Below are 21,774 nucleotides of genomic sequence, written 5' to 3'. Positions count from 1 at the left end.
AGGAGGGTCCCGGCCGGATTCGCGACGTCCGCCCCCATGGAAGCGGGACTTTCTCCCCACGAGCAGCACCCGTCCCGGCGCGCAGAGTGGTTGTCGACGGATTCTCGATCCGCCTGTCCCACCCGACCTTCGGACCAGGAGAGCACGTGACCACCCTCATCGGACCCCCCGAACTGACCAACAGCGGGATGACCGGATCGGACCTGCTGCGCGAACTGCTACCCGTGTGCGAGACCGAGGTGGAGCGTCACATGCGGATGACCAAGGACTGGCATCCGCACGACTACGTGCCGTGGGACTCCGGCCGCAACTTCGCGATGCTCGGCGGCATCGACTGGGACCCGGAACAGTCGCAGCTGTCGGAGACCGCCAAGGCCGCGATGATCACCAACCTGCTCACCGAGGACAACCTGCCGTCGTACCACCGGGTCATCGCCGAGAACTTCAGCCTCGACGACGCGTGGGGCTGGTGGGTCGGCCGTTGGACCGCCGAGGAGAACCGCCACTCGGTGGTCATGCGCGACTACCTCGTCGTCACCCGCGGCGTCGACCCGGTCGAACTCGAAGAGATCCGGATGGCCCACATGACGTCCGGCTTCAACCCGCTGCCCGAAGATGACGGACAGCGCGACCACAGCTTCGACATGCTCTATGCCGTCGCCTATGTCAGCTTCCAGGAGCTCGCCACCCGCGTCTCGCACCGCAACACCGGCAAGGCCTGTGGCGACCCCATCGCCGACCGTATGCTGCAGCGCGTGGCGGCCGACGAGAACCTGCACATGCTCTTCTACCGCAACATCGTCGCCGGCGCCCTCGACCTGGTTCCCGACCAGACGATGGCCGCAATCTACGCGATCGTCTCCAACTTCCAGATGCCCGGCGCCACCATGCCGAACTTCCGGCGCAACGCGGTGCTGATCGCCAAGGGCGGCATCTACGACCTGCCGCAGCACATGTCCGAGGTGGTCATGCCGGTGCTGCGCAAGTGGCGCATCTTCGAGCGCGAGGACTTCGGGCCGCTCGGTGAGCACTACCGCGAACAGCTCGCGGCCTTCCTCGATGAGATGAACGTCAAGGTCGAGAAGTTCGAGGCCTCGCGTGAGCGCGCCCTGCAGCGCGAGCGGGCACGGAGCCGGGCATGACGCTCACACAGCCGATGGAGGTGGACGAGCTCGCGTGCGGGTGCGAGTCCGGGTTCGCCACGGCGATCTCGATGGCCGAGGCGGCCGCCGACCGGAACCCGGCATGGTGGAACGAGATCCGGACGGGCGCCGACGACGCGCTCGACGCCGCCTACTGCAGTTCCAAGCTGCTCGGCGCGCTGCTGCAGTCGGCCGCGCACCGGCTCGGTGTGCCATCCGCCGACATCTGGGCCCACATCCGCCGGACCGGCGAACTGCCGCTGCAGATCACACCGGACGGGCAGCTGTAGATCACACCGGCGGGCGCCGGGGACGGGGCGACCGCCCGGTAGTGTTCCGTGCCATGTCTGGTCACTACCTCGTCGGCCTCGATCTCGCGGGCCGCAGGGTGGTCGTCGTCGGCGGCGGTTCCGTCGCACAGCGTCGGCTGCCGAACCTCATCGCGGCCGGAGCCGACGTGCACGTCATCGCCATCGACCCGACGCCGGCCGTCGAGTCGTTCCAGGGCATCACCGTGACCCGCCGCGCGTACGCCGACGGCGACCTCGAAGGCGCCTGGTACGCGATGGCCTGCACCGATGATCCGGCGGTCAATGCGGCGGTCGTCGCCGAGGCCGAACGCCGCCACACCTTCTGTGTGCGCGCCGACGACGCACAGTACGGAACCGCGGTCACCCCGGCGTCCGCCCGGCACCGCGACGTCCAGTTCGGTGTCCTCGCCGGTGGCGACCACAAGCTGTCGGCCGCGTTGCGTGCCGCGATCAGCCGTGCGTTGGCGGAGGGCTCGCTGTCCGTGGACGACGTCGAACCGCACGCCCCGGGTGTCGCGCTGGTCGGCGGCGGTCCCGGCGATCCCGACCTCATCACGGTGCGTGGCCAGCGCCTCCTCGCCGAGGCCGACGTCGTCGTCGCCGACCGTCTCGCGCCGGCCGAACTGCTCGAATCCCTCGGCCCACAGGTGGAGATCATCGACGCCGCGAAGGTTCCCTACGGCCGCGCGATGAAGCAGGAGGCCATCAACGACGTCCTCGTGGCGCGCGCCAAGGAGGGCAAATTCGTCGTCCGGCTCAAGGGCGGCGACCCCTATGTCTACGGTCGCGGCTTCGAGGAGCTGCAGGCCTGCGTCGCCGCCGGTGTACCGGTGACCGTGGTGCCCGGCATCAGCAGCTCGATCGCCGCACCCGCGTCGGCCGGCATCCCGGTGACCCACCGCGGCGTCACCCATGAGGTGGTCATCGCCTCCGGTCACGTCCCGCCCGGCCACCCCGACTCGCTGATCGACTGGTCGGCGATGGGCAAGCTGCGCGGCACGCTCGTGCTGATGATGGCCGTCGAACGGGTCGACGTCTTCGCCGACGCCCTGCTCGAGGGCGGCCGGCCCGCCGACACCCCGGTGGCCATGATCGAGAACGGATCGCTGCCGACGCAGCGCCTGCTGCGCACCGACCTCGCGCATGCCGCCGAGGTCGCCGAGGCCGAGGGGTTGCGCCCGCCGGCCATCGTCGTCATCGGCCAGGTGGCCGCTTTCACCGAAGGCGCCTGAACCGGGCAGTTCGGGACATCGAACCAACAGGGATTGGCACATCGGCGCGCTCGGCCGGTACCGTCGTGCCTTATGTCGAATCCCGGATCAGTGCACGCTGGAACTGTGGACACCGCCCAGTTCCGTCCGGTCTTCGGACTGCCGATCCTGGTGCTGTCCGGAATGCAGCTGCTCATGGTGCTCGATGGCACCGTCGCGGCGCTGGCCCTCCCACGGATCCGCGACGCCCTCAGCCTCTCCGAGTCGAGCGCCAACTGGGTCATCTCCAGCTACGTCCTGGCCTTCGGTGGCCTGATGCTGCTCGGCGGCCGCCTCGGTGACACCTTCGGCCGCAAGCGGATGTTCATCGTCGGCGTCGTGGCCTTCACCCTGACCTCACTTCTGTGCGGTCTCGCGTGGAACGAGGCCAGCCTGATCGTCGGCCGCGCACTGCAGGGGGCGTCGGCCGCCATCGCCGCCCCGACCGCGATGGCCCTGGTCGCGACCACCTTCGCGCCGGGCAAACCCCGCAGCCAGGCCTTCGCCGTCTATGCGGCGATGACCGGCGTCGGTTCGGTCGCCGGCCTGATAGTGGGCGGCGTGCTGACCGAGGTGTCGTGGCGACTCGTGTTCCTCATCAACGTGCCGATCGGCCTGGTCGTCGTGATCGGCGCGATCATCGCGCTGCGCGAATCGCAGGGCGAGCGTCTGCCGCTCGACGTTCCCGGCGCGGTGCTCGGCACCCTCGGCTGCACCTTGCTGGTCCTCGGCGTCAACGAGGGTCCCAACGGCTGGGGTTCGCCCGTCGTGATCGGCTCGTTCGTGCTCGGCGTGCTGGCGCTGATCGCCTTCGTGGTGGTCGAGCGACGCGCCGCCAACCCGATCCTGCCGTTCTCGCTGTTCGACAACACCTCACGCGTCGCGGCACTCGGGGCGATCCTGTTCGCCAGCATGATCATGATGTGCATGGCGGTGTTCATCTCGCTGTATCTGCAGGGGATTCTGAAGTACTCGCCGATCCAGAGTGGTCTGGCCGTCGTGCCCTTCGCCTTCGGCCTCGGCATCGCCGCGGCGATCGCGTCGAAGCTCTCGCTGATGACCCAGCCGCGCTGGCTGGTCCTGGTCGGCGGCGCGGTGATCCTCGCCGGCTGCTTCTACGCCTCGTCGATCGCCACCGATGCCCCCGACTACTTCCCGAGCATCTTCCTGCCGGTCATCGTGATCGGCTTCGGCGTGGGCCTCGCCGTCATCCCGCTCACCCTGTCGGTGGTCGCCGGCGTCGGACCGAACGAGATCGGTCCGCTGACCGCCCTCGCGCAGGTCGCGCAGAACCTCGGCGGAGCGGTCGGCCTCGTCGTGGTGGGGGCGATGGTGACGTCGCGGGCACTGTCCAAGGGCGGCACCACCGAGCCCGTCGAGACCATGAACCCGACTCAGCTGGCCGCTCAGGCCGAGGGCTACGGCCTCGCCTTCGCGGCGTGTGCCGGCATCGCGGTCATCGCCGCGATCGTCGTCCTGTTCATGCGGTTCACCCCGGAACAGGTCGCCGAGGGCCAGGCCGCCCAGGAAGCAGCCGACGCGGGCGTCGAATAGTCAGTCCGTCAGCACCACGATCTGGTCGGGTGCGGGGATCTCGACGCGCTGACCGGCGTCGGACAGGACCGCGGCAAGGCCGTTGATGTCGCGCACGTTGCGTCGTGTGCGGACCAGTTCGCGCGCCATCAGGCCCTTGTAGTGCTTGTTGAAGTGGCTCACGACCTTGCGTGATCCATCGGGCTGTTCGGTCATCACCGTCGCGGTGACCGCACCCTTGACGGGCCCGAGCTGCTGGTAGACGCCGGAACGCAGATCCACCACGAAGTCGTCGACGGCGTCGAGCGTGGGGGACAGCTCCGGCTTCCAGATCGACGCCAGCGTCGGCATGCCGGGGAGCTTGGATCCACCCGACAGCCGGTAGGCGGGAATCGGGTCGGCAGCGCGCACCACACCGAACAGTGCCGAGCCGATGGCCAGTCGTTCGGCTGCCTTGGTCTTGCCGGCCTTGGTCAGCGCGGCGTGGTCGAGGGCGTCGTAGAGCACGCCGGTGTAGCGCTCGATCGCCGGGCGGGTGGGGGAGAGCCACAGGTCGGCGTTGCGGTCCACCTCGGAGAGCTGGGTGGCGCCGAGGCCGAGCGCCGTGCGGCTCGCGTCGAGGTCGCCGGCGAGGTCGACGATGGCCTCACCGATCCGTTTGCGGACGGGGTTCAGCTCGGAAAACGACAGGGTGTCCAGATCGAGGGGAGCCCCGCGCCCACCGTCGGATTTGGTCTCGGAGGGAGGGAGGATGACGAGCACCGGAACACCATAACTAAGCTGGTTTGTCGTGATCACACGCATGTCGACCCTGTTCCTGCGGACCCTGCGCGACGACCCGGCCGATGCCGAGGTGCCCAGCCACAAGCTGCTGGTGAGAGCGGGCTACGTCCGCCGCGTCGCGCCCGGCGTCTACTCCTGGCTCCCCCTGGGTCTGCGCGTGCTCAAGGCCATCGAGAACGTCGTGCGCGAGGAGATGAACGCGATCGGCGGTCAGGAGATCCTGCTGCCGGCGCTCCTGCCGCGCGAACCCTACGAGGCCACCAACCGATGGACCGAGTACGGCGACGCGCTGTTCCGTCTCAAGGACCGCAAGGGCGCCGACATGCTCCTCGGACCCACGCACGAGGAACTCTTCGCGACGCTGGTCAAGGGCGAGTACTCGTCCTACAAGGACATGCCGGTCATCCTGTACCAGATCCAGACCAAGTACCGCGACGAGGAGCGTCCGCGCGCGGGCATCCTCCGCGGTCGCGAGTTCGTGATGAAGGACGCCTACTCCTTCGACCTCGACGACGCCGGCCTCAAGAAGGCCTACAACGCCCATCGCGAGGCGTACCAGAAGATCTTCGAACGCCTGCAGATCAAGTACGTCATCGTCTCCGCCACCTCCGGCGCGATGGGCGGCAGTGCCTCCGAGGAGTTCCTGGCCGAGTCCGAGGTCGGCGAGGACACCTTCGTGCGATGCCTGGAGTCGGGGTACGCGGCGAATGTGGAGGCGGTCGTCACGCATGCGCCCGCCCCGAAGCCGATCGACGGTCTGCCCGAGGCAGTCGTCCACGACACCCCGGACACCTCGACCATCGACACGCTCGTGGCGTGGGCCAACGAGACCCTCGACGGTGAGTACACCGGTGCCGACACACTGAAGAACGTGATGGTGAAACTGCATGCGCCGGGCAAGGATCCGGAGATCATCGGTGTCGGCGTCCCCGGCGACCGCGAGGTCGATCTCAAGCGTCTCGAGGCATCCGTGTCGCCGGCCGAGGTCGAGCTGCTCACCGAGGCCGACTTCACCGCCAACCCGTTCCTCGTCAAGGGTTACATCGGTCCGAAGGCGTTGCAGGCCAACGGTATCCGCTACCTCGTCGACCCGCGCGTGGTCGACGGGACGTCGTGGATGACCGGTGCCGACGAGCCCGGACGCCACTACGTCGGTCTCGTCGCCGGCCGCGACTTCACGCCCGACGGCACGGTCGAGGCCGCCGAGGTCCGCGACGGCGACCCGTCGCCGGACGGCGCCGGGGTGCTGGTGAGCGCCAAGGGCATCGAGATCGGGCACATCTTCCAGCTCGGCCAGAAGTACACCGACGCCTTCGAGGTCGACGTGCTCGGCGAGAACGGCAAGCCGGTCCGGCTGACCCAGGGTTCCTACGGTGTCGGTGTGTCGCGCCTGGTGGCGGTCATCGCCGAACAGTCGCACGACGACAAGGGTCTGCGCTGGCCGAAGACCGTGGCGCCGTTCGCCGTTCACCTCGTCATCGCCAACAAGGACGAGGCCGCGATCGCCGGTGCCGAGCAGCTCGCCGCGGACCTCGACGCCGCCGGGCTCGAGGTGCTCCTCGACGACCGCAAGGCCTCGCCCGGTGTGAAGTTCAAGGATGCCGAGCTCCTCGGCATGCCGACGGTCGTGGTGGTCGGACGCGGCTATGCCAACGGCACCATCGAGATCCGCGACCGGTTCACCGGTGAGGCCGCGGAGGTGGCCGTCGACGGTGCGGTGGACGCGGTCGTCGCGGCGGCACGCGCCTAGCCTGAGACGGGAGACCCCGGGAACGCCACCGTGACCGGGGTTTCCTGCAGCAGCGCTCGCCACGTGGCGGCGCGGACCGCACAGTCCGACAGGCCGTCGACCCCGATCCGGCGGCCGGCTTCGTCGTCGGCCTGTTCGAGCAGGGCCCGGTATGCGGTCGTGCAGTCGATCTCGGCCGCGAGTGCCGCCCGAGCGGCGGTCTCGGGGTCGGTGACCTGCACCGGCAGCGTGTAACCGGCTGCGGCCAGCGGCGATGTGCCGCCGGCGGCGGTGATGGCCCGGTCGATCTCGTCCCGGCGGGCGCGGTGCTCGGCGGCGTAGTCGCCGACCATGCGACGGCGCGCGGCCGTGACGAACGCGGTGATCACCCCGTAGGTGAAGATCGCGGCGTTCTCGGCGTCCGCGGCGACGACGAGCGGGTCGCCGGTGTCGGCCACCGGGGAGGGGACGGGGCTGGTCATGCCAGTTGCACCTCTCGCATCGAGGTCACGGCGGCCGCGACCGATCCGGCCAGACCGGCCGGGTATCCGGGCAGGGAGATCGCCACATCGCGCGCTTCACCCGAGGACTGCTCGAGTCCGGCGCGCAGGCCCACCAGGGTCGGCGGTTCGGCCGGAGTGGGTGTCGTCGAGGGGCCCGGCTCGTCGACGGTGGTCGCGACGTCCTGGTCCAGGCGGATGATCTCCTCACGCAGCGCCCGTGCGTGCTCGGCGCGCTGATCTGCGACGACCGCGAGGGCTGCGGCATATCTGGGCTCGGCGCCGGCGAGCGATCGAGCGCTCTTCTCGTCGGCGAGGGCGCTGCGCACGAGGGGTACCAACCGCTCGGCGGTGATGGTTTCCTCCGACGGTCCCGTGCTGCAGCCCGACACGCCGACGGCTCCCAGGCCGGCCACCGCGACCCCTGCCACGAGTCCTCCGCGCAACACGGTGCGCCGATCCAATGTGGTCACGCGACACATGATGCCAGCCGCGAAACGAAGGTGGTCGGGGCATGCCCGGCGATCCACTAGGATGTGTCGAAGCAACTTCGTGCGAGACCTGGCACGGCCCGACAACTGAAGACGAGGGGAGTGGCATGCCGATCAGCCCGCCGCAGGTGAGTGAACTCGTCGAAAAGCTTGTCGTAGAGCAAGGTTTCGACCTCGAAGACGTCATCGTCAACCGACGCGACGGCCAGGACGAACTGACGATCGTCGTCGACCGCGACGGCGGTGGCGATCTCGACGTCCTCGCCGACCTGTCCAACCGGATCTCCGAGCTCCTCGACGCGGTTCCCGAACTCACCGACGAGGATGCCTACGTCCTCGAGGTGACCTCGCCCGGCGTCGACCGTCCCCTGACCCTTCCGCGGCACTGGCGTCGCAACACCGGACGCCGCGTCGCCGTCGACGTGGCCCCGCTCGAGGGGAGCGAGGAGCGGTCTCTCACCGGTCGCATCGGCAAGCTCGACGAGACGAACGTCGAGATCGTGATGAACCTCCGCGGACGGATCGCGGTGGAGACCATCCCGCTCGAGGCCGTGACGAGAGCCGTCGTGCAGGTCGACTTCTCGCAGCCGAGCGTCGCCGAACTCGAACTCTGCGGACTCGACGCCGAGGAGATCGAGCGTCGGCGGGCGCGGGACCGCACGCAACTGAACGACTGAAGACCGAAGAACCGAACAAGTGACAAGTGAAGAGCGGCGACAAGTGAATAGGAGCCAGACCCCATGAACATCGACATCGGCGCACTGCGCATGATCGAGGCCGACAAGGGCATCTCGATCGAGACGGTCATCACCGCCATCGAGACCGCCCTGCTGACCGCCTACCGTCACACCGACGGCTTCGCGCCGCATGCGCGTGTCGACATCAATCGCAAGTCCGGTGCCGTCCGCGTGATGGCACAGGAACTCGACCAGAACGGCGACGTCGTCCACGAGTGGGATGACACCCCCGAGGGCTTCGGCCGGATCGCGGCCACCACGGCGCGTCAGGTCATCCTGCAGCGCCTCCGCGACGCCGAGAACGAGAAGAACTTCGGCGACCTCGTGGCCCATGAGGGCGAGATCGTCGGCGGCGTGGTCCAGCAGGACTCCCGCGCCAACGCCCGAGGCATGGTCGTGGTGCAGATCGGCAGCGACGCCAACAGCACCGAGGGCGTCATCCCGCCCGCCGAGCAGGTGCCCGGCGAGGTCTACACCCACGGCGACCGCATCAAGTGCTATGTCGTCGGCGTCAGCCGCGGCCCCCGCGGACCGCAGATCACGCTGTCGCGCACCCACCCGAACCTGGTCCGCAAGCTGTTCTCGCTGGAGGTGCCCGAGATCGAGGACGGTTCGGTCGAGATCGTCGCGGTCGCCCGCGAGGCCGGTCACCGCTCCAAGATCGCCGTGCACACCGGTGTCGCCGGGCTCAACGCCAAGGGCGCCTGCATCGGCCCGATGGGCCAGCGCGTGCGCAACGTGATGAGCGAACTTGCCGGCGAGAAGATCGACATCATCGACTTCGACTCCGATCCCGGTGTGTTCGTCGGGAATGCGCTGTCTCCGGCGAAGGTTGTATCGGTCACCGTGGTCGACGAGGCCGCGAAGGCGGCCCGGGTCGTCGTGCCGGACTATCAGCTCTCCCTCGCCATCGGCAAGGAAGGACAGAACGCCCGTCTCGCCGCCCGGCTGACCGGTTGGCGGATCGACATCCGCTCCGACGCCGCCCCCGCGGCCGAGGAGGGAGCCGAGTGACACGGGTGACAGCCGATTGTTCGCAACCCGCCCGGTCGCGCTAGACTGATCGATGGTTCAGCGATCCGCCCCCCGCACGTCAACCAATCACAGGCCGGTACGGATGTGTGTCGGTTGCCGGCAACGGGCACAGGCCGCCGAGTTGGTTCGTGTCGTCGCGCAACAGCGCGAGGACGCCACCGTGCTCGTGGCCGATCCCGCGAAGACCGTGCCGGGACGTGGCGCTTGGTTGCATGCGAGGGCGGAGTGCATCTCCGTCGCGACGCGACGCAGGGCCTTCGCCGCGGCACTCCGGACTCCCGGTCTGACCGCGGACCCGGACGATCTCGCCGAACAGCTCGGCGTGATCACCCACTAAAGATGGCTCCTCGGAGCCGGAACAGGTTGCAGAAGACATGAGCACACCGTGAAGTCCCCACGATGAGCATGTACCGGACATAAATCGAGGCCGTAGCGGGTTAGCCGCTTGGCCTCCAGCAAAGGAGAGCAGTGGCAGGCAAAGCCCGCGTGCACGAACTGGCCAAAGAGCTCGGTGTTACGAGCAAGCAGGTGCTCGAGCGCCTGAAGGAACAGGGCGAGTTCGTCAAATCGGCGTCGTCGACGGTAGAGGCCCCAGTGGCCCGTCGACTGCGTGAATCATTCCCCGGCACGGACGGGGGAGCCAAGGACGGCGGTTCGTCGTCGGCACCCAGTCCTCGTCAGTCGGCCAAGCCCGGACCCAAGCCGTCCGGTGCGCCGAAGCCCGGTGCCGCCCCGGCAGCGCCGGCCGAGCGTCCCGCCCCGGGACCCCAGACCAGCGCGCCCCAGTCGGGCGCACCCAAGCCGGGCGGCCCGAAGCCGGGTCCCGCCCCGGTCGAGACACCCGCACCGGCGGCGGCCGAGCGTCTGAGCACGGCCCCGACCCCCGGTGCACCCAAGCCCGCGGCACCGGCACCTGAGGCGCCGGCGCCTGCGGCAGCTCAGGCGCCCGCCGCCTCGGCAGCACCCACGCCGCCGACCAAGGCGCCGGGTCCTCGTCCCGGCCCCAAGCCCGGCCCGCGTGCTCCGCGTGTCGGCAACAACCCGTACTCGTCGGCCCCGGCTCCCGCGCCGCGCCCGGCGGCTCGTCCCGGCCCCGGCCAGGGCGGTCCGCGTCCCGGTGGCGGCCGTCCCGGACCTGCCGGTCAGGGTGGCCCCCGCCCCGGTGGCGGTCGGCCCGCTCCCGGTCAGGGCGGTCCGCGTCCCAACCCGGGCAACATGCCCCCTCGTCCCAGCCCCGGCGCGATGCCCTCGCGTGCGGCACGTCCTGACGCCCGACCGGGTGGTCGCGGCGGCGGTGCCGGTGGTGGCCGTGGCGGAGGCGGCGGCGGTTACCGCGGCGGACCCGGCGGTGGCGGCGGCGCTCCCGGCGCACCCGCCGGTGGTGGCTTCCGCGGTCGTCCCGGTGGCGGCGGCGGTCGTGGCCGCGGCGGTGCAGCCGGTGCGTTCGGTCGTCCCGGTGGCGCTCCCCGCAAGGGTCGCAAGTCGAAGCGGGCAAAACGCGCCGAGTACGAGAGCATGCAAGCTCCGTCCGTCGGTGGCGTCCGTCTGCCGCGCGGCAACGGCGAGACAATCCGTCTCGCCCGTGGTGCCTCGCTGTCCGACTTCGCCGACAAGATCGACGCCAACCCGGCATCGCTGGTCCAGGCGCTGTTCAACCTCGGCGAGATGGTGACGGCGACCGAGTCGGTCAACGACGAGACGCTCGAGCTGCTCGGCTCGGAGATGAACTACCGTGTCCAGGTCGTCAGCCCGGAGGACGAGGACCGCGAGCTGCTCGACAGCTTCGACCTCACCTACGGCGAGGACGAGGGCGGCGAGGACGACCTCGCACAGCGTCCGCCGGTGGTCACCGTCATGGGCCACGTCGATCACGGTAAGACCCGATTGCTCGACACGATCCGTAAGGCCAACGTCCGCGAGGGCGAGGCCGGCGGCATCACGCAGCACATCGGTGCCTACCAGGTGAACACCCACCTCAACGGTGAGGATCGCCTGATCACCTTCATCGACACCCCGGGTCACGAGGCGTTCACCGCCATGCGTGCCCGCGGTGCGAAGGCCACCGACATCGCGATCCTCGTGGTCGCGGCCGACGACGGTGTCATGCCGCAGACGGTGGAGGCGGTCAACCACGCCCAGGCGGCAGATGTGCCGATCGTGGTCGCGGTGAACAAGATCGACAAGGAAGGCGCCGATCCGCAGAAGATCCGCGGACAGCTGACCGAATACGGTCTGGTGCCCGAGGAGTACGGCGGCGACGCCATGTTCGTCGACATCTCGGCCAAGCAGGGCGAGAACATCGACGCACTGCTCGAAGCCGTGCTGCTCACCGCGGACGCATCGCTCGACCTGCGTGCCAACCCGGACATGGACGCCCAGGGTGTCGCCATCGAGGCGCACCTCGACCGCGGCCGTGGCCCGGTGGCGACCGTGCTGGTACAGCGCGGCACGCTCCGCGTCGGCGACTCGATCGTCGCCGGTGACGCCTACGGTCGTGTCCGTCGCATGGTCGACGAGCACGGCGAGGACGTCCCCGAGGCGCTGCCGTCGCGACCGGTCCAGGTCATCGGTTTCACCTCGGTCCCCGGCGCAGGCGACAACCTGCTCGTGGTCGAGGAGGACCGCATCGCCCGGCAGATCGCCGACCGCCGCAATGCGCGCAAGCGCAACGCGCTGGCCGCGCGCAGCCGCAAGCGGATCAGCCTGGAAGACCTGGATTCGGCTCTCAAGGAGACCAGCCAGCTCAACCTCATCCTCAAGGGTGACAACTCGGGCACGGTCGAAGCCCTCGAAGAGGCCCTGCTGGGCATCGAGATGGGCGACGAGGTGTCGCTGCGCATCATCGACCGCGGTGTCGGTGGCGTCACCGAGACCAACGTCAACCTGGCGGCGGCCTCGGATGCGATCATCATCGGCTTCAACGTCCGTGCGGAGGGCAAGGCCACCGAGCTGGCCAACCGCGAGGGCGTCGACATCCGGTACTACTCGGTGATCTACCAGGCCATCGACGAGATCGAGAGCGCGCTCAAGGGCATGCTCAAGCCGATCTACGAAGAGGTGGAGCTCGGCCGCGCCGAGATCCGCGCCATCTTCAAGTCGTCGAAGATCGGCAACATCGCCGGTTGCCTCGTCCAGTCGGGCATCATGCGCCGCAACGCCAAGGCGCGCCTGCTGCGTGACAACGTCGTGGTCGCCGAGAACCTCACCGTGTCGTCGCTCAAGCGCGAGAAGGACGATGCCACCGAGGTTCGCGAAGGCTACGAATGTGGTCTCACGCTGACCTACTCGGACATCAAGGTGGACGACGTGATCGAGACCTACGAGCTGCGGGAGAAGCCGCGCGACTGATGCGCGTCAGCTTCTGAGCTCTCTCGACCCACGTCCGTGCGCGTCGGCCCGACACCGGGCCGGCGCGCACGGCACCGCTCACGGAAGGACTCCCGATGGCTGATCCAGCACGGGCACAACGTCTGGCCAAGCGGATCTCGACGATCGTCGCGTCGGCGATCGCCACCGAGATCAAGGACCCGCGCCTGGCCTACGTGACGGTCACCGACACCCGCGTGACCAACGATCTGCACGACGCGACCGTCTACTACACGGTGATGGGCGAATCCATCGACGCCGACCCCGACTACGAGGCGGCGGCCGCGGGACTGGCCAAGGCGACCGGCGTGCTCCGGTCCAAGGTCGGCGCCGGCACCGGCGTCCGCTTCACCCCGACCCTGCGCTTCATGCTCGACACGGTCCCAGACGCGGCCCGTCAGATGGAGGAGCTCGTCGCGCGCGCCCGCGCCAACGACGAGCTCGTCGCGCGGCGGGCGGCCGAGGCATCACCGGCCGGTGACGCCGATCCCTACCGCTCGGCAGACGACGCCGGCGACGACGAGTGAACGCTTCGGCGAGTGCGGCGATCGCCGCAGAGCTGGCGTCCGCGTCGGCGGTGACCATCTGCTGTCACATCCGACCGGATGCGGACACCATCGGCAGCGGTCTCGCACTGGGACTGGCCCTCGACCGGCGCGGCGTCGACGTCGAGGTGTCCTATCCCGGTTCCGAGCAGCTGCCGGCCTCCCTCGGCGGGTTGCCCGGCAGCAAACTCCTGTGTTCCCCGAACCAGGTGGTCGGGCACCCACTGGTGGTGTCGGTCGACGCCGCGAACCTCGAGCGCCTCGACTCGCTGGGCGAGGTCTTCACTGCGGCCGACACGTCGATCACCATCGACCATCATGCGTCGAATCCCGGTTTCGGTGACCTCGACCTGATCGATCCCGCTGCCGACTGCACGTCGGTCCTGGTGCTCGACGTACTCGACGAGCTCGGGGTCGAACTCGACGCCGACATCGCCACCTGCATCTACGCCGGGCTGACCACCGACACCGGTTCCTTCCGCTGGGCCCGGCCGCAGTCCTTCCGGATCGCGGCGCGCCTGCTGGAGACCGGCGTCGACGCACGCCGGTGGAGCCGCATCCTCTTCGACTCCCACCCGTTCGAGTGGTTCGCCATGATGTCCGGCGTCCTCGCCTCGGCGAAGCTGGTCCCGTCGGCGTGCAACGGCGAGGGACTCGTCTACGCGATCGTCGACCAGAAGGCCCTCGCCGGCATGAGCTGGGAGGAGTCCGAGAGCGTCGTCGACACCATCCGGACCGCCCGCGACGCCGAGGTGGCGGCGGTGTTCAAGGAGAGCGAACCGCAGGTGTGGACGGTGTCGCTGCGGTCCAAGGAGGTCGTCGACCTCGTCCCGATCGCCCGCGCCCATGGAGGCGGCGGGCATCGTCAGGCCTCCGGCTACAGCGACACCGGCACCGCCGACGAGGTGGTCGCGAGGTTGCTGGAGTCGCTCTGAGCGACACCCGCGACGAGGCCGCGACATCTGACGAGACAGGTGTCGCCCGTATCGCGACGCTGACCGTCTCGGCGCTCGCGGTCCTCATCGCTCCACCCCTCTACCTGCTCCTCGACCTCGCGGTCGTCGGCCGCCTCGGTGGCGAGCAGCTCGCCGCGCTCGGTGTCGGCACGCTGGTGCTCTCGATCGTCAGCACCCAGCTCACCTTCCTGTCGTACGGCACGACGGCCCGCTCGGCGCGCAGGTTCGGTGCGGGTGACCGTGCCGGCGCGGTGCGCGAGGGCGTGCAGGCCAGCTGGATCGCGGTCGCCGTCGGCGTGGTGATCGTGGCGGTCTCCTATCCGCTCGCGCCGATGGTCATGCGGCTCCTCGTCGGGGCGTCGTCGCCGGAGTCGGCCGCGGTGGCCGCCGATGCCGCGCACTGGATGCGCATCGCGATGTTCGGGGTGCCGCTGATCCTGCTGTCGATGGCCGGCAACGGCTGGATGCGCGGTGTGCAGGAGACGCGCCGGCCCGTGGTCTACGTGGTGATCGGGCTGTCCCTCGCGGCCGTTCTCGTGGTCGGCCTCGTGCACGGCATCGGGCCGTTTCCGCGGCTCGGCCTCCCGGGCAGCGCCGTCGCGAACGTGATCGGCCAAGGCGTCACGGGCGTGCTGTTCGCGGTGCGGGTGATCCGCGAGGCGGGCTCGTCACCGGAATCGAAGGGGTTCCGCCCCGACCGGACGATCATCGTCGCGCAGCTGGCGATGGCACGCGATCTCATCGTGCGCAGCCTGTCGTTCCAGATCTGCTTCGTCTCGGCCGCCGCGGTGGCCGCCCGATTCGGCGTCGCGCAGGTCGCGGCGCATCAGCTCGTACTGCAGCTCTGGGAGTTCATGGCGCTGTTCCTCGACTCGGTGGCGATCGCCGCGCAGGCGCTCGTCGGCGCCGCGCTCGGGGGCGGCCGCCTCAAGGTCGCCGACACCGTGGCGCGCCGCGTGACCGGGGTGTCGGTGGTCGCCGCGACCGCGATGGCCGCGGTCTTCGCGGCCGGCGCGACGCTCATCCCGCGCGTCTTCACCTCCGACGACGCCGTGCTCGACGCCATCGGTGTGCCGTGGTGGTTCTTCGTCGGCATGCTGCCGATCGCCGGCGTGGTCTTCGCCCTCGACGGCGTGCTGCTCGGCAGCGGCGATGCCGCCTTCCTCCGCACTGCGACCCTGACCGGCGCGCTCGTCGGGTTCCTGCCGCTGATCTGGCTGTCGCTGATCTTCGACTGGGGACTGGCCGGGGTGTGGTCGGGCCTGGTGGTCTTCATGGTCGTCCGCCTCGCGACCGTCGTGTGGCGCATCCGCTCCGGCCGCTGGCGGCAGACGGGAGCCGTACCCGCCTGACCCTCAGCGCTCGTCCCGGTTGTCGCCGGGGGTTCCGTCGCCGCGGGGCCGTCGGATCTGCGTCGTCCGGAAGCTCGGGTCGTCGGGTCGCCGTTGCGGCTGGGCGAGCGGGGGCGGCGGTGGCCGGTACCGCTCGGTCTCCCGCAGATCCGTCTGGCCGGCCTGCGTCCGGTAGAGCTGGGTGGTCCGGAAGCTCTCCACGTTCGGCGTGGTCGACGGCGTGCTCGTCGCGGGCGATCGGCGGGTGGCGAGGCCGATCGCGTCGCACGCCCACAGGACGAGGACGGCCGCGACGCCGAACATGGTCTCGAACGCGATCACGCCGATCCAGTAATGCAGGGGCAGGGCGACCTCGGTGGCCGTGAGGTCGACGCCGAAATCCGGTTGGTGATAGTAGGTGGCCCAGGTCCCCAGGGCGACCAGCCCGGCGGACGGGAGCAGACCCACCCAGGTCATGGCCGTCTGTCGCCGGGCGATCGACCACACGAGGATCAGGCCGGTGAGCAGCATCGCGGTCGCGGCCATCGAGGCGAGCCGGAACACCTCCGACGACCAGTCCTGGGTGACCGAGAGATCGAGGTAGAACGGGAGCAGCGCGAGTCGCTCCAACCCGACGAACAGCAACCCGAGCAGTACTGCAACGGTGACCCGCCATCCCGACCGCGCCCACGCCGCGGTGATCACCACGAAGATCACCAGGACGCCCGCGCTCAGGCCGTACTGCGTCCACCGCTCGGTGGTGTCGCCGACGGCGAATGCCGTCACCTGCGCGACGAGGTAGGCGAGCAGGATCAGGGAGCTCACGACGACCTGGACCCACCAGGGTCCGCGACTGCCCGGGAGGCGTGATCCGCTCGGGGCGACGGGTGCGCCGTACACCGCTCGATCGTCCCACGCCGACCCGCCCCGGGCACGGTGGAATCACGACCTCTGGCACGATGGATCCTCGTGGCAACTTTGTGGGCGATCAGCGATCTGCACGTCGCCCATCGGGGCAACGAGCACATCATCGACGAGATCCGGCCGACGTCGTCGGCGGACTGGCTCATCGTGGCCGGTGACGTCGCCGAACGCACCGACGACATCGTCGACACCCTGCGCCGCCTCCGGACCCGTTTCCACACGGTTATCTGGGTCCCGGGCAACCACGAGTTGTACACCACGGCCAAGGACCCGCTGCAGGTGTTCGGTGTGGCACGCTACGACTATCTCGTGCAGGCGTGCCGCGACATCGGCGTGGTGACCCCCGAGGACATCTACCCGCTGTTCGACCCGGGCGACGGCAGCGATCCGGTCCGCGTCGTCCCGATGTTCCTGCTGTACGACTACACCTTCCGGCCGGAGGGCACCGCCAATAAACTCACCGCGCTGGCGCTCGCGCGCGAGCGCAACGTGGTGGCCACGGATGAGTTCCTGCTCTCGCCCGAGCCGTTCCCGACCCGCGACGCCTGGGGTCGTGCGCGGATCGAGATCACGCGTCGCCGGCTGCAGGCCCTCGACCCGTCGGAGAAGACGGTCCTGATCAACCACTGGCCGTTGCGCCGCGAACCGTGTGATGCGCTCATCTACCCGGAGTTCGCGCTGTGGTGCGGCAGTGAGCTGACCGCGCACTGGCACACCGAGTTCAATGCGTCGTGTTGCGTGTACGGGCACCTGCACATCCCGCGCACCACCTGGTACGACGGCATCCGGTTCGAGGAGGTGTCGGTCGGCTATCCCCGCGAGTGGAAGCGGCGCGGCCTGCCGAACCCGTTGATGCGCAACATCGTGCCGGGTGACGGCCTCGGCGAGTCCGACCTCCCCGAGCACGGGGTGCGGTTCGACCTGCCGCCCGACTACGCCGAGCGTGCCGCGGAATTCCGGGCACGGGTGGAGCAGAGGCAGGCAGAGCGCCGGACGCGACAGGCGGAACGGCAAGAACGAAAGGGCGAGCAGTGATCGAACAACTCCTCCCATCCGGGGTCGCCTCGGCGGAGGCGTTCGACGATCCGCCCGGACTGATCGCGATGCCCGCCGAGCAGGCGCTCATCGGCAAGGCCGTGGAGAAGCGTCGCCGCGAGTTCACCACCGTCCGGCACTGTGCCCGGCAGGCGCTGGGTCAGCTGGGTTACGACCCGGTGCCGATCCTCAAGGGCGACAAGGGCGCCCCCATCTGGCCCGCGGGCATCGTCGGCAGCCTGACCCACTGCGACGGATACCGCGCCGCGATCGTCGCCCACGCGATGGGGGTTCGATCCCTCGGCATGGACGCCGAACCGCACGACGCGCTGCCCGACGGCGTCCTCGAGCACACCAGCCTGCCCGCCGAGCGAGAGGTCCTCGCGACCCGGCCGGCCGGACTGCACTGGGACCGCCTGCTGTTCTGCGCCAAGGAGGCCACCTACAAGGCCTGGTTCCCGATCACCAAGCGGTGGCTGGGATTCGAGGACGCCCTCATCACCTTCGAACAGACCGTGGATACGTCCGGGACGTTCGTCTCGCGCATCCTGATCGACCCGGCCGCCTCCGACGGCGGTGCTCCGGTGATCGAGTTCCACGGCCGCTGGCTCGTCGAACGGGGCATCATCACCACGACGATCGCGATGGTCTGACATGGCCGACGCAACCATCGAGAAGGCCGGCCTGCTCATCGTCGACAAGCAGGCCGGGATCACCAGCCACGACGTCGTGTCGCGGTGCCGCAAGATCTTCGACACCCGCCGGGTCGGCCACGCCGGCACCCTGGACCCGATGGCCACCGGCGTTCTCGTCGTCGGGATCGAGAGGGCGACAAAGCTTCTCGGCCTGCTATCGTTGACCACCAAGTCCTACACGGCGACCATCCGGCTGGGCGCCTCGACCACCACCGACGACCGCGAGGGGGAGATCCTCACCACCGCGGACGCCTCCGGTGTGACCGACGACGAGATCGCCTCGGGCGTCGCCGATCTCACCGGCGACATCCAGCAGGTCCCGGCGAAGGTGTCGGCGATCAAGGTCGACGGCCGGCGAGCGCACGCCCTGGTCCGCACCGGCGCCGACTTCGACCTCGAAGCCCGCCCGGTCACCGTGTCACGATTCGACGTGCTCGCCATACGGCGCGACGGCGACACCGACAACGGCACCCCGGGCGTGGTGGATCTCGATGTCGCGGTGGACTGTTCGTCGGGTACCTACATCCGGTCCCTGGCCCGTGACCTCGGCGCCGCACTGGGGGTCGGGGGACACCTCACCGCACTCCGACGCACCGCGGTCGGGCCCTTCACCCTTGAACACGCCCGCACGCTCGACGAGGTCCGCGAGGACGGCCGCGTCAGCCTCGACATCGACGAGGCCGTGAAGCTGTCCTTCCCGCGCCGCGACATCAGCGACGACGAGGCCGAATCCATCAGCCAGGGACGGTGGCTCGAGCCGATCGGCATGAAGGGCGTCTACGTGGTCGTCGACCCGCACGAGCAGGCCATCGCGCTGATCCAGGAGAAGGGCAAGCGGGCGAGTTCGGTGATGGTGGTACGACCCGCGACCCTGCGTTAGCGCGGGACGACGAAGATCGCGCGGGCGGCGATGTCGCCCAGGTCGATCGGCGCCGCGTCGTCGAGGGACACCGAGATGGTGCCGGCGAACGGCCGCTTCTCGGCGACGGTCACCACGCGGTCGAGGGCCACGCCCACCTCGTCGAAGTAGCGCAGCATCTCCGGATCGGTGTCGGAGATGCGTGCGATGCATCCCGACGCCCCGACCTCGAGGTCGGCGAGCAGGGCCGCGGCGGGAGTGGGGATCGAACCGTCGAGTGCGGGGATCGGGTCGCCGTGCGGATCCCGGTCGGGGAAGCCGAGTTTGGCGTCGAGCCGGGCCATCAGGCGGTCGGACACCGCGTGCTCGAGGATCTCGGCCTCGTCGTGCACCTCGTCCCAGCGGTAGCCGAGTTCACGGACGAGGAAGGTCTCGATGAGACGGTGGCGCCGCACCATGAGGATCGCGGCCTCGCGGCCGTGATCGGTGAGTGTCACCGCGCCGTAGGGCTCGTGGGAGACCAGACCCTGGTCGGCGAGCTTGCGGATGGCCTCCGACGCGGTGGACGGGGACACTCCGAGGGACTGGGCCAGCAGCTTGGTGGTGACCTTGACGTCCTCCCACTCCTGGCTGGTCCAGATGACCTTCAGATAGTCCTGGGTGACCTGTGACAGCTCGGTCACCGGACGGTCTGATCGCCATGGCATGGATCGAGCTTAGCGTCCCCTTGTCGCCTCGCCGACACCTCGTCGTCGGCATCGTGTCCGCTCGTAGGCGTGTGGCGGTGGTGGTTTGGAACTGGTGCTCCCCGTAGGCTGGTCGCGTGTTGCGATGGCGAGGTCTTGATGACATCCCCGCGGACTGGGGACGGTGCGTGGTCACCATCGGTGTCTTCGACGGTGTGCACCGTGGGCATGCCGAACTGATCCATGCCGCCACGAAGGCGGCGAAGGAACACGGGGTGCCCTCCGTGCTGATGACCTTCGACCCGCATCCGTCGGAGGTCGTGCGGCCGGGATCCCATCCGCCGCAACTGACCACGCTGACGCGACGGGCAGAACTGGCCGAGGAGCTCGGGATCGACGTCTTCTGCGTCATGCCGTTCACCCCGGAGCTCGCGGCCCGCTCGCCCAAGGACTTCGCCCACGACATCCTCGTGGAGACACTGCATGCCGCCGACGTGGTGGTGGGGGACAACTTCACCTTCGGACGCAAGGCCGCCGGCGATGTCGCGAAACTGACCGAGCTCGGCGCCAAGTTCGGCTTCGAGGTGCAGGCCATCTCGCTGTTCGGCGAACACGCGGTGACCTACTCGTCGACCTACATCCGGTCCTGCGTCGCCGCCGGCGACATGGACCGCGCCGCCGAGGCCCTGGGTCGCCCGCATCGGGTGGAGGGCGTTGTCGTCCGCGGTGACGGTCGCGGACGCGATCTCGGTTATCCGACCGCCAACGTCGCGCCGCCGATGTACGCCGCGATCCCGGCCGACGGCGTGTACGCGGCCTGGTTCACGATCCTCGGCGTCGGCCCGGCCGTCGGTGAGGTCGTCCCGGGGGAGCGCTATCAGGCCGCGGTGTCGGTGGGCACCAACCCGACCTTCTCCGGACGCACCCGCACGGTCGAGGCCTTCGTCCTCGACAAGAACGCCGACCTCTACGGCCAGCACGTCGCCGTCGATTTCGTCCACCGCATCCGCGGCATGGTCCAGTTCGACGGGATCGACGCCCTCATCGACGAGATGGGGAACGACGTCGCCAAGACCAGGGAGATCCTGGCGGCGGCCGAGACATCGTGAGCGCTCTCGGCAAGAGTCCCGCTCAGACGTCGGCGATCGCCGCGGCCCTCGCGTCGGTCGTGCTCGGCCTGGTGGTCGTGGCCGCGACGTTCATGCAATGGGTGGACCTCGCCGCGGTGGGACTCGCACCGCTCAACCCGAACGGTTTCGGCGTCCACGACGGGCGCTACGCGCAGACGCTCGGAACCCAGCTGACGCTCGGGTGGTTCACCGTCCCCCTCGGTCTGCTGATCATCGTCGGTGGTCTCGCCGCCCTCTACGGCCTCGTGCGGCGGGTGGGTGCACCCCACCCGGGTTTCGCCACGGTCGCCGGGGCAGGTGTCGGCGTCGTCGTCATGGCCGGGGCGGTACCCGTGCGGCCCCTCGGGCTGACGCTGCCGCTGGGGCAGATCGGGGCGACATCGGCGGCCGCCGACGTCGGTGAACCGACCGTCGGCTTGTTCCTGATGCTCGCCGCGGCCCTGACCTCCGTTGTTCTCGGACTGATCGGCGTCTCGCTGACCGGGCGAGGCGCCGAGCGTCAACCGGCCCGACGCCTGCTCGCCATCGCGATCGTCGTCGGTGCGGTCATCGGCGTGGTCGCCGTCGCCCTGGTGTGGTGGTGGCTCGGCCGTGACGCGGCCATCAGCATCCATGGACTCGGGCCGGTCCCGCACGGATTTGGGGCGGGCCCACTCCGGCAGGTAGCCTGATCAGTCGGTGTTGCTGCAGTCCGCAGTGGCGCACCGGATGTATCTGAGACGCGGCACTGAGAAAC

22 protein-coding genes are annotated in these 21,774 nt (G+C 69.5%); 17 read left to right on the top strand and 5 right to left on the bottom strand.

The window, feature by feature from the left end; all coding sequences use genetic code 11:
• The first annotated feature begins 146 nt into the window (after positions 1–146).
• From BJF87_RS13870 to BJF87_RS13855, 4 genes are all read left to right on the top strand, one after another.
• The gene (locus BJF87_RS13870; RefSeq protein WP_006359300.1) at positions 147–1,142 is read left to right on the top strand and encodes an acyl-ACP desaturase; all 996 of its coding nucleotides are present in this window, start codon (positions 147–149) and stop codon (positions 1,140–1,142) included.
• Positions 1,139–1,432: a hypothetical protein gene (locus BJF87_RS13865; protein WP_006359301.1), complete on the top strand. Its 294-nt coding sequence runs from the start codon at positions 1,139–1,141 to the stop codon at positions 1,430–1,432. Before BJF87_RS13870 ends, BJF87_RS13865 begins: the two co-directional genes overlap by 4 nt.
• Positions 1,433–1,485: 53 nt before the next feature.
• Positions 1,486–2,685, top strand: a complete 1,200-nt coding sequence (gene cobA / locus BJF87_RS13860) for a uroporphyrinogen-III C-methyltransferase (protein WP_187346506.1) — start codon at positions 1,486–1,488, stop codon at positions 2,683–2,685.
• A gap of 72 nt (positions 2,686–2,757) precedes the next feature.
• Positions 2,758–4,257, top strand: a complete 1,500-nt coding sequence (locus tag BJF87_RS13855) for a DHA2 family efflux MFS transporter permease subunit (protein WP_035754115.1) — start codon at positions 2,758–2,760, stop codon at positions 4,255–4,257.
• On the opposite strand, the gene yaaA is transcribed toward BJF87_RS13855, so the two are convergent.
• Positions 4,258–5,040 (bottom strand): peroxide stress protein YaaA, encoded by a 783-nt coding sequence (gene yaaA / locus BJF87_RS13850; protein ID WP_187346505.1) that lies wholly within the window; start codon positions 5,038–5,040, stop codon positions 4,258–4,260.
• Between yaaA and BJF87_RS13845 the strand changes: the two genes are divergently transcribed.
• Positions 5,039–6,769 (top strand): proline--tRNA ligase, encoded by a 1,731-nt coding sequence (locus BJF87_RS13845; protein WP_035754166.1) that lies wholly within the window; start codon positions 5,039–5,041, stop codon positions 6,767–6,769. The genes yaaA and BJF87_RS13845 overlap by 2 nt on opposite strands.
• Here BJF87_RS13845 and BJF87_RS13840 read toward each other — a convergent pair.
• Both BJF87_RS13840 and BJF87_RS13835 read right to left on the bottom strand, forming a co-directional pair.
• Positions 6,766–7,230 (bottom strand): ferritin-like domain-containing protein, encoded by a 465-nt coding sequence (locus BJF87_RS13840; RefSeq protein ID WP_006359306.1) that lies wholly within the window; start codon positions 7,228–7,230, stop codon positions 6,766–6,768. The two genes, BJF87_RS13845 and BJF87_RS13840, sit on opposite strands and share 4 nt — an antisense overlap.
• Positions 7,227–7,730 (bottom strand): hypothetical protein, encoded by a 504-nt coding sequence (locus tag BJF87_RS13835; RefSeq protein WP_006359307.1) that lies wholly within the window; start codon positions 7,728–7,730, stop codon positions 7,227–7,229. Before BJF87_RS13835 ends, BJF87_RS13840 begins: the two co-directional genes overlap by 4 nt.
• Positions 7,731–7,846: 116 nt before the next feature.
• On the opposite strand from BJF87_RS13835, the gene rimP reads away from it, so the two are divergent.
• The 7 genes from rimP (at position 7,847) to BJF87_RS13800 (ending at position 15,730) form a co-directional block, all read left to right on the top strand.
• On the top strand, positions 7,847–8,416 hold the full coding sequence (gene rimP / locus BJF87_RS13830; protein WP_006359308.1) for a ribosome maturation factor RimP: 570 nt from the start codon (positions 7,847–7,849) through the stop codon (positions 8,414–8,416).
• A gap of 63 nt (positions 8,417–8,479) precedes the next feature.
• Complete coding sequence (nusA, locus tag BJF87_RS13825) at positions 8,480–9,490, top strand: transcription termination factor NusA (protein ID WP_006359309.1); 1,011 nt, start codon at positions 8,480–8,482, stop codon at positions 9,488–9,490.
• A 103-nt stretch (positions 9,491–9,593) separates the two neighbouring features.
• Complete coding sequence (locus BJF87_RS13820) at positions 9,594–9,848, top strand: YlxR family protein (protein WP_075863322.1); 255 nt, start codon at positions 9,594–9,596, stop codon at positions 9,846–9,848.
• Positions 9,849–9,979: 131 nt separating this feature from the next.
• Positions 9,980–12,859, top strand: coding sequence for a translation initiation factor IF-2 (infB, locus tag BJF87_RS13815; protein ID WP_075863321.1), 2,880 nt, complete (start codon positions 9,980–9,982; stop codon positions 12,857–12,859).
• 95 nt (positions 12,860–12,954) lie between these two features.
• Positions 12,955–13,404 (top strand): 30S ribosome-binding factor RbfA, encoded by a 450-nt coding sequence (gene rbfA, locus BJF87_RS13810; RefSeq protein WP_006359570.1) that lies wholly within the window; start codon positions 12,955–12,957, stop codon positions 13,402–13,404.
• Entirely contained in the window at positions 13,401–14,357 is a 957-nt protein-coding gene (locus tag BJF87_RS13805; RefSeq protein WP_006359569.1) for a bifunctional oligoribonuclease/PAP phosphatase NrnA, read from the top strand. The genes rbfA and BJF87_RS13805 overlap by 4 nt, the downstream gene beginning before the upstream one ends.
• A complete protein-coding gene (locus BJF87_RS13800) occupies positions 14,354–15,730 on the top strand; it encodes an MATE family efflux transporter (RefSeq protein ID WP_075863345.1) in 1,377 nt (458 codons plus the stop codon). Before BJF87_RS13805 ends, BJF87_RS13800 begins: the two co-directional genes overlap by 4 nt.
• A 3-nt stretch (positions 15,731–15,733) precedes the next feature.
• Here the strand turns inward: BJF87_RS13800 and BJF87_RS13795 are convergent, their stop codons facing one another.
• Positions 15,734–16,609: a hypothetical protein gene (locus BJF87_RS13795; protein WP_035754118.1), complete on the bottom strand. Its 876-nt coding sequence runs from the start codon at positions 16,607–16,609 to the stop codon at positions 15,734–15,736.
• A gap of 69 nt (positions 16,610–16,678) precedes the next feature.
• Here BJF87_RS13795 and BJF87_RS13790 point away from each other — a divergent pair, with 69 nt between their 5' ends.
• The 3 genes from BJF87_RS13790 to truB are packed head-to-tail and all read left to right on the top strand — an operon-like array spanning position 16,679 to position 19,243.
• Positions 16,679–17,668, top strand: a complete 990-nt coding sequence (locus tag BJF87_RS13790) for a metallophosphoesterase (RefSeq protein ID WP_035754169.1) — start codon at positions 16,679–16,681, stop codon at positions 17,666–17,668.
• Positions 17,665–18,321, top strand: coding sequence for a 4'-phosphopantetheinyl transferase (locus BJF87_RS13785; protein ID WP_006359565.1), 657 nt, complete (start codon positions 17,665–17,667; stop codon positions 18,319–18,321). The genes BJF87_RS13790 and BJF87_RS13785 overlap by 4 nt, the downstream gene beginning before the upstream one ends.
• A 1-nt stretch (position 18,322) precedes the next feature.
• Positions 18,323–19,243, top strand: coding sequence for a tRNA pseudouridine(55) synthase TruB (gene truB, locus BJF87_RS13780; RefSeq protein ID WP_006359564.1), 921 nt, complete (start codon positions 18,323–18,325; stop codon positions 19,241–19,243).
• On the opposite strand, the gene BJF87_RS13775 is transcribed toward truB, so the two are convergent.
• A complete protein-coding gene (locus tag BJF87_RS13775; protein WP_164905319.1) occupies positions 19,240–19,929 on the bottom strand; it encodes a metal-dependent transcriptional regulator in 690 nt (229 codons plus the stop codon). The two genes, truB and BJF87_RS13775, sit on opposite strands and share 4 nt — an antisense overlap.
• 116 nt (positions 19,930–20,045) lie before the next feature.
• Here BJF87_RS13775 and BJF87_RS13770 point away from each other — a divergent pair, with 116 nt between their 5' ends.
• Positions 20,046–21,017: a bifunctional riboflavin kinase/FAD synthetase gene (locus tag BJF87_RS13770; protein WP_075863320.1), complete on the top strand. Its 972-nt coding sequence runs from the start codon at positions 20,046–20,048 to the stop codon at positions 21,015–21,017.
• Positions 21,014–21,709, top strand: coding sequence for a hypothetical protein (locus BJF87_RS13765; protein WP_006359561.1), 696 nt, complete (start codon positions 21,014–21,016; stop codon positions 21,707–21,709). The genes BJF87_RS13770 and BJF87_RS13765 overlap by 4 nt, the downstream gene beginning before the upstream one ends.
• Positions 21,710–21,774 lie beyond the last annotated feature (65 nt).

The organism is Gordonia sp. CNJ-863 (assembly GCF_001942325.1).
Taxonomy (GTDB): Bacteria; Actinomycetota; Actinomycetes; order Mycobacteriales; family Mycobacteriaceae; genus Gordonia; species Gordonia alkanivorans.
This window is presented reverse-complemented; position numbering and strand designations above follow the sequence as displayed.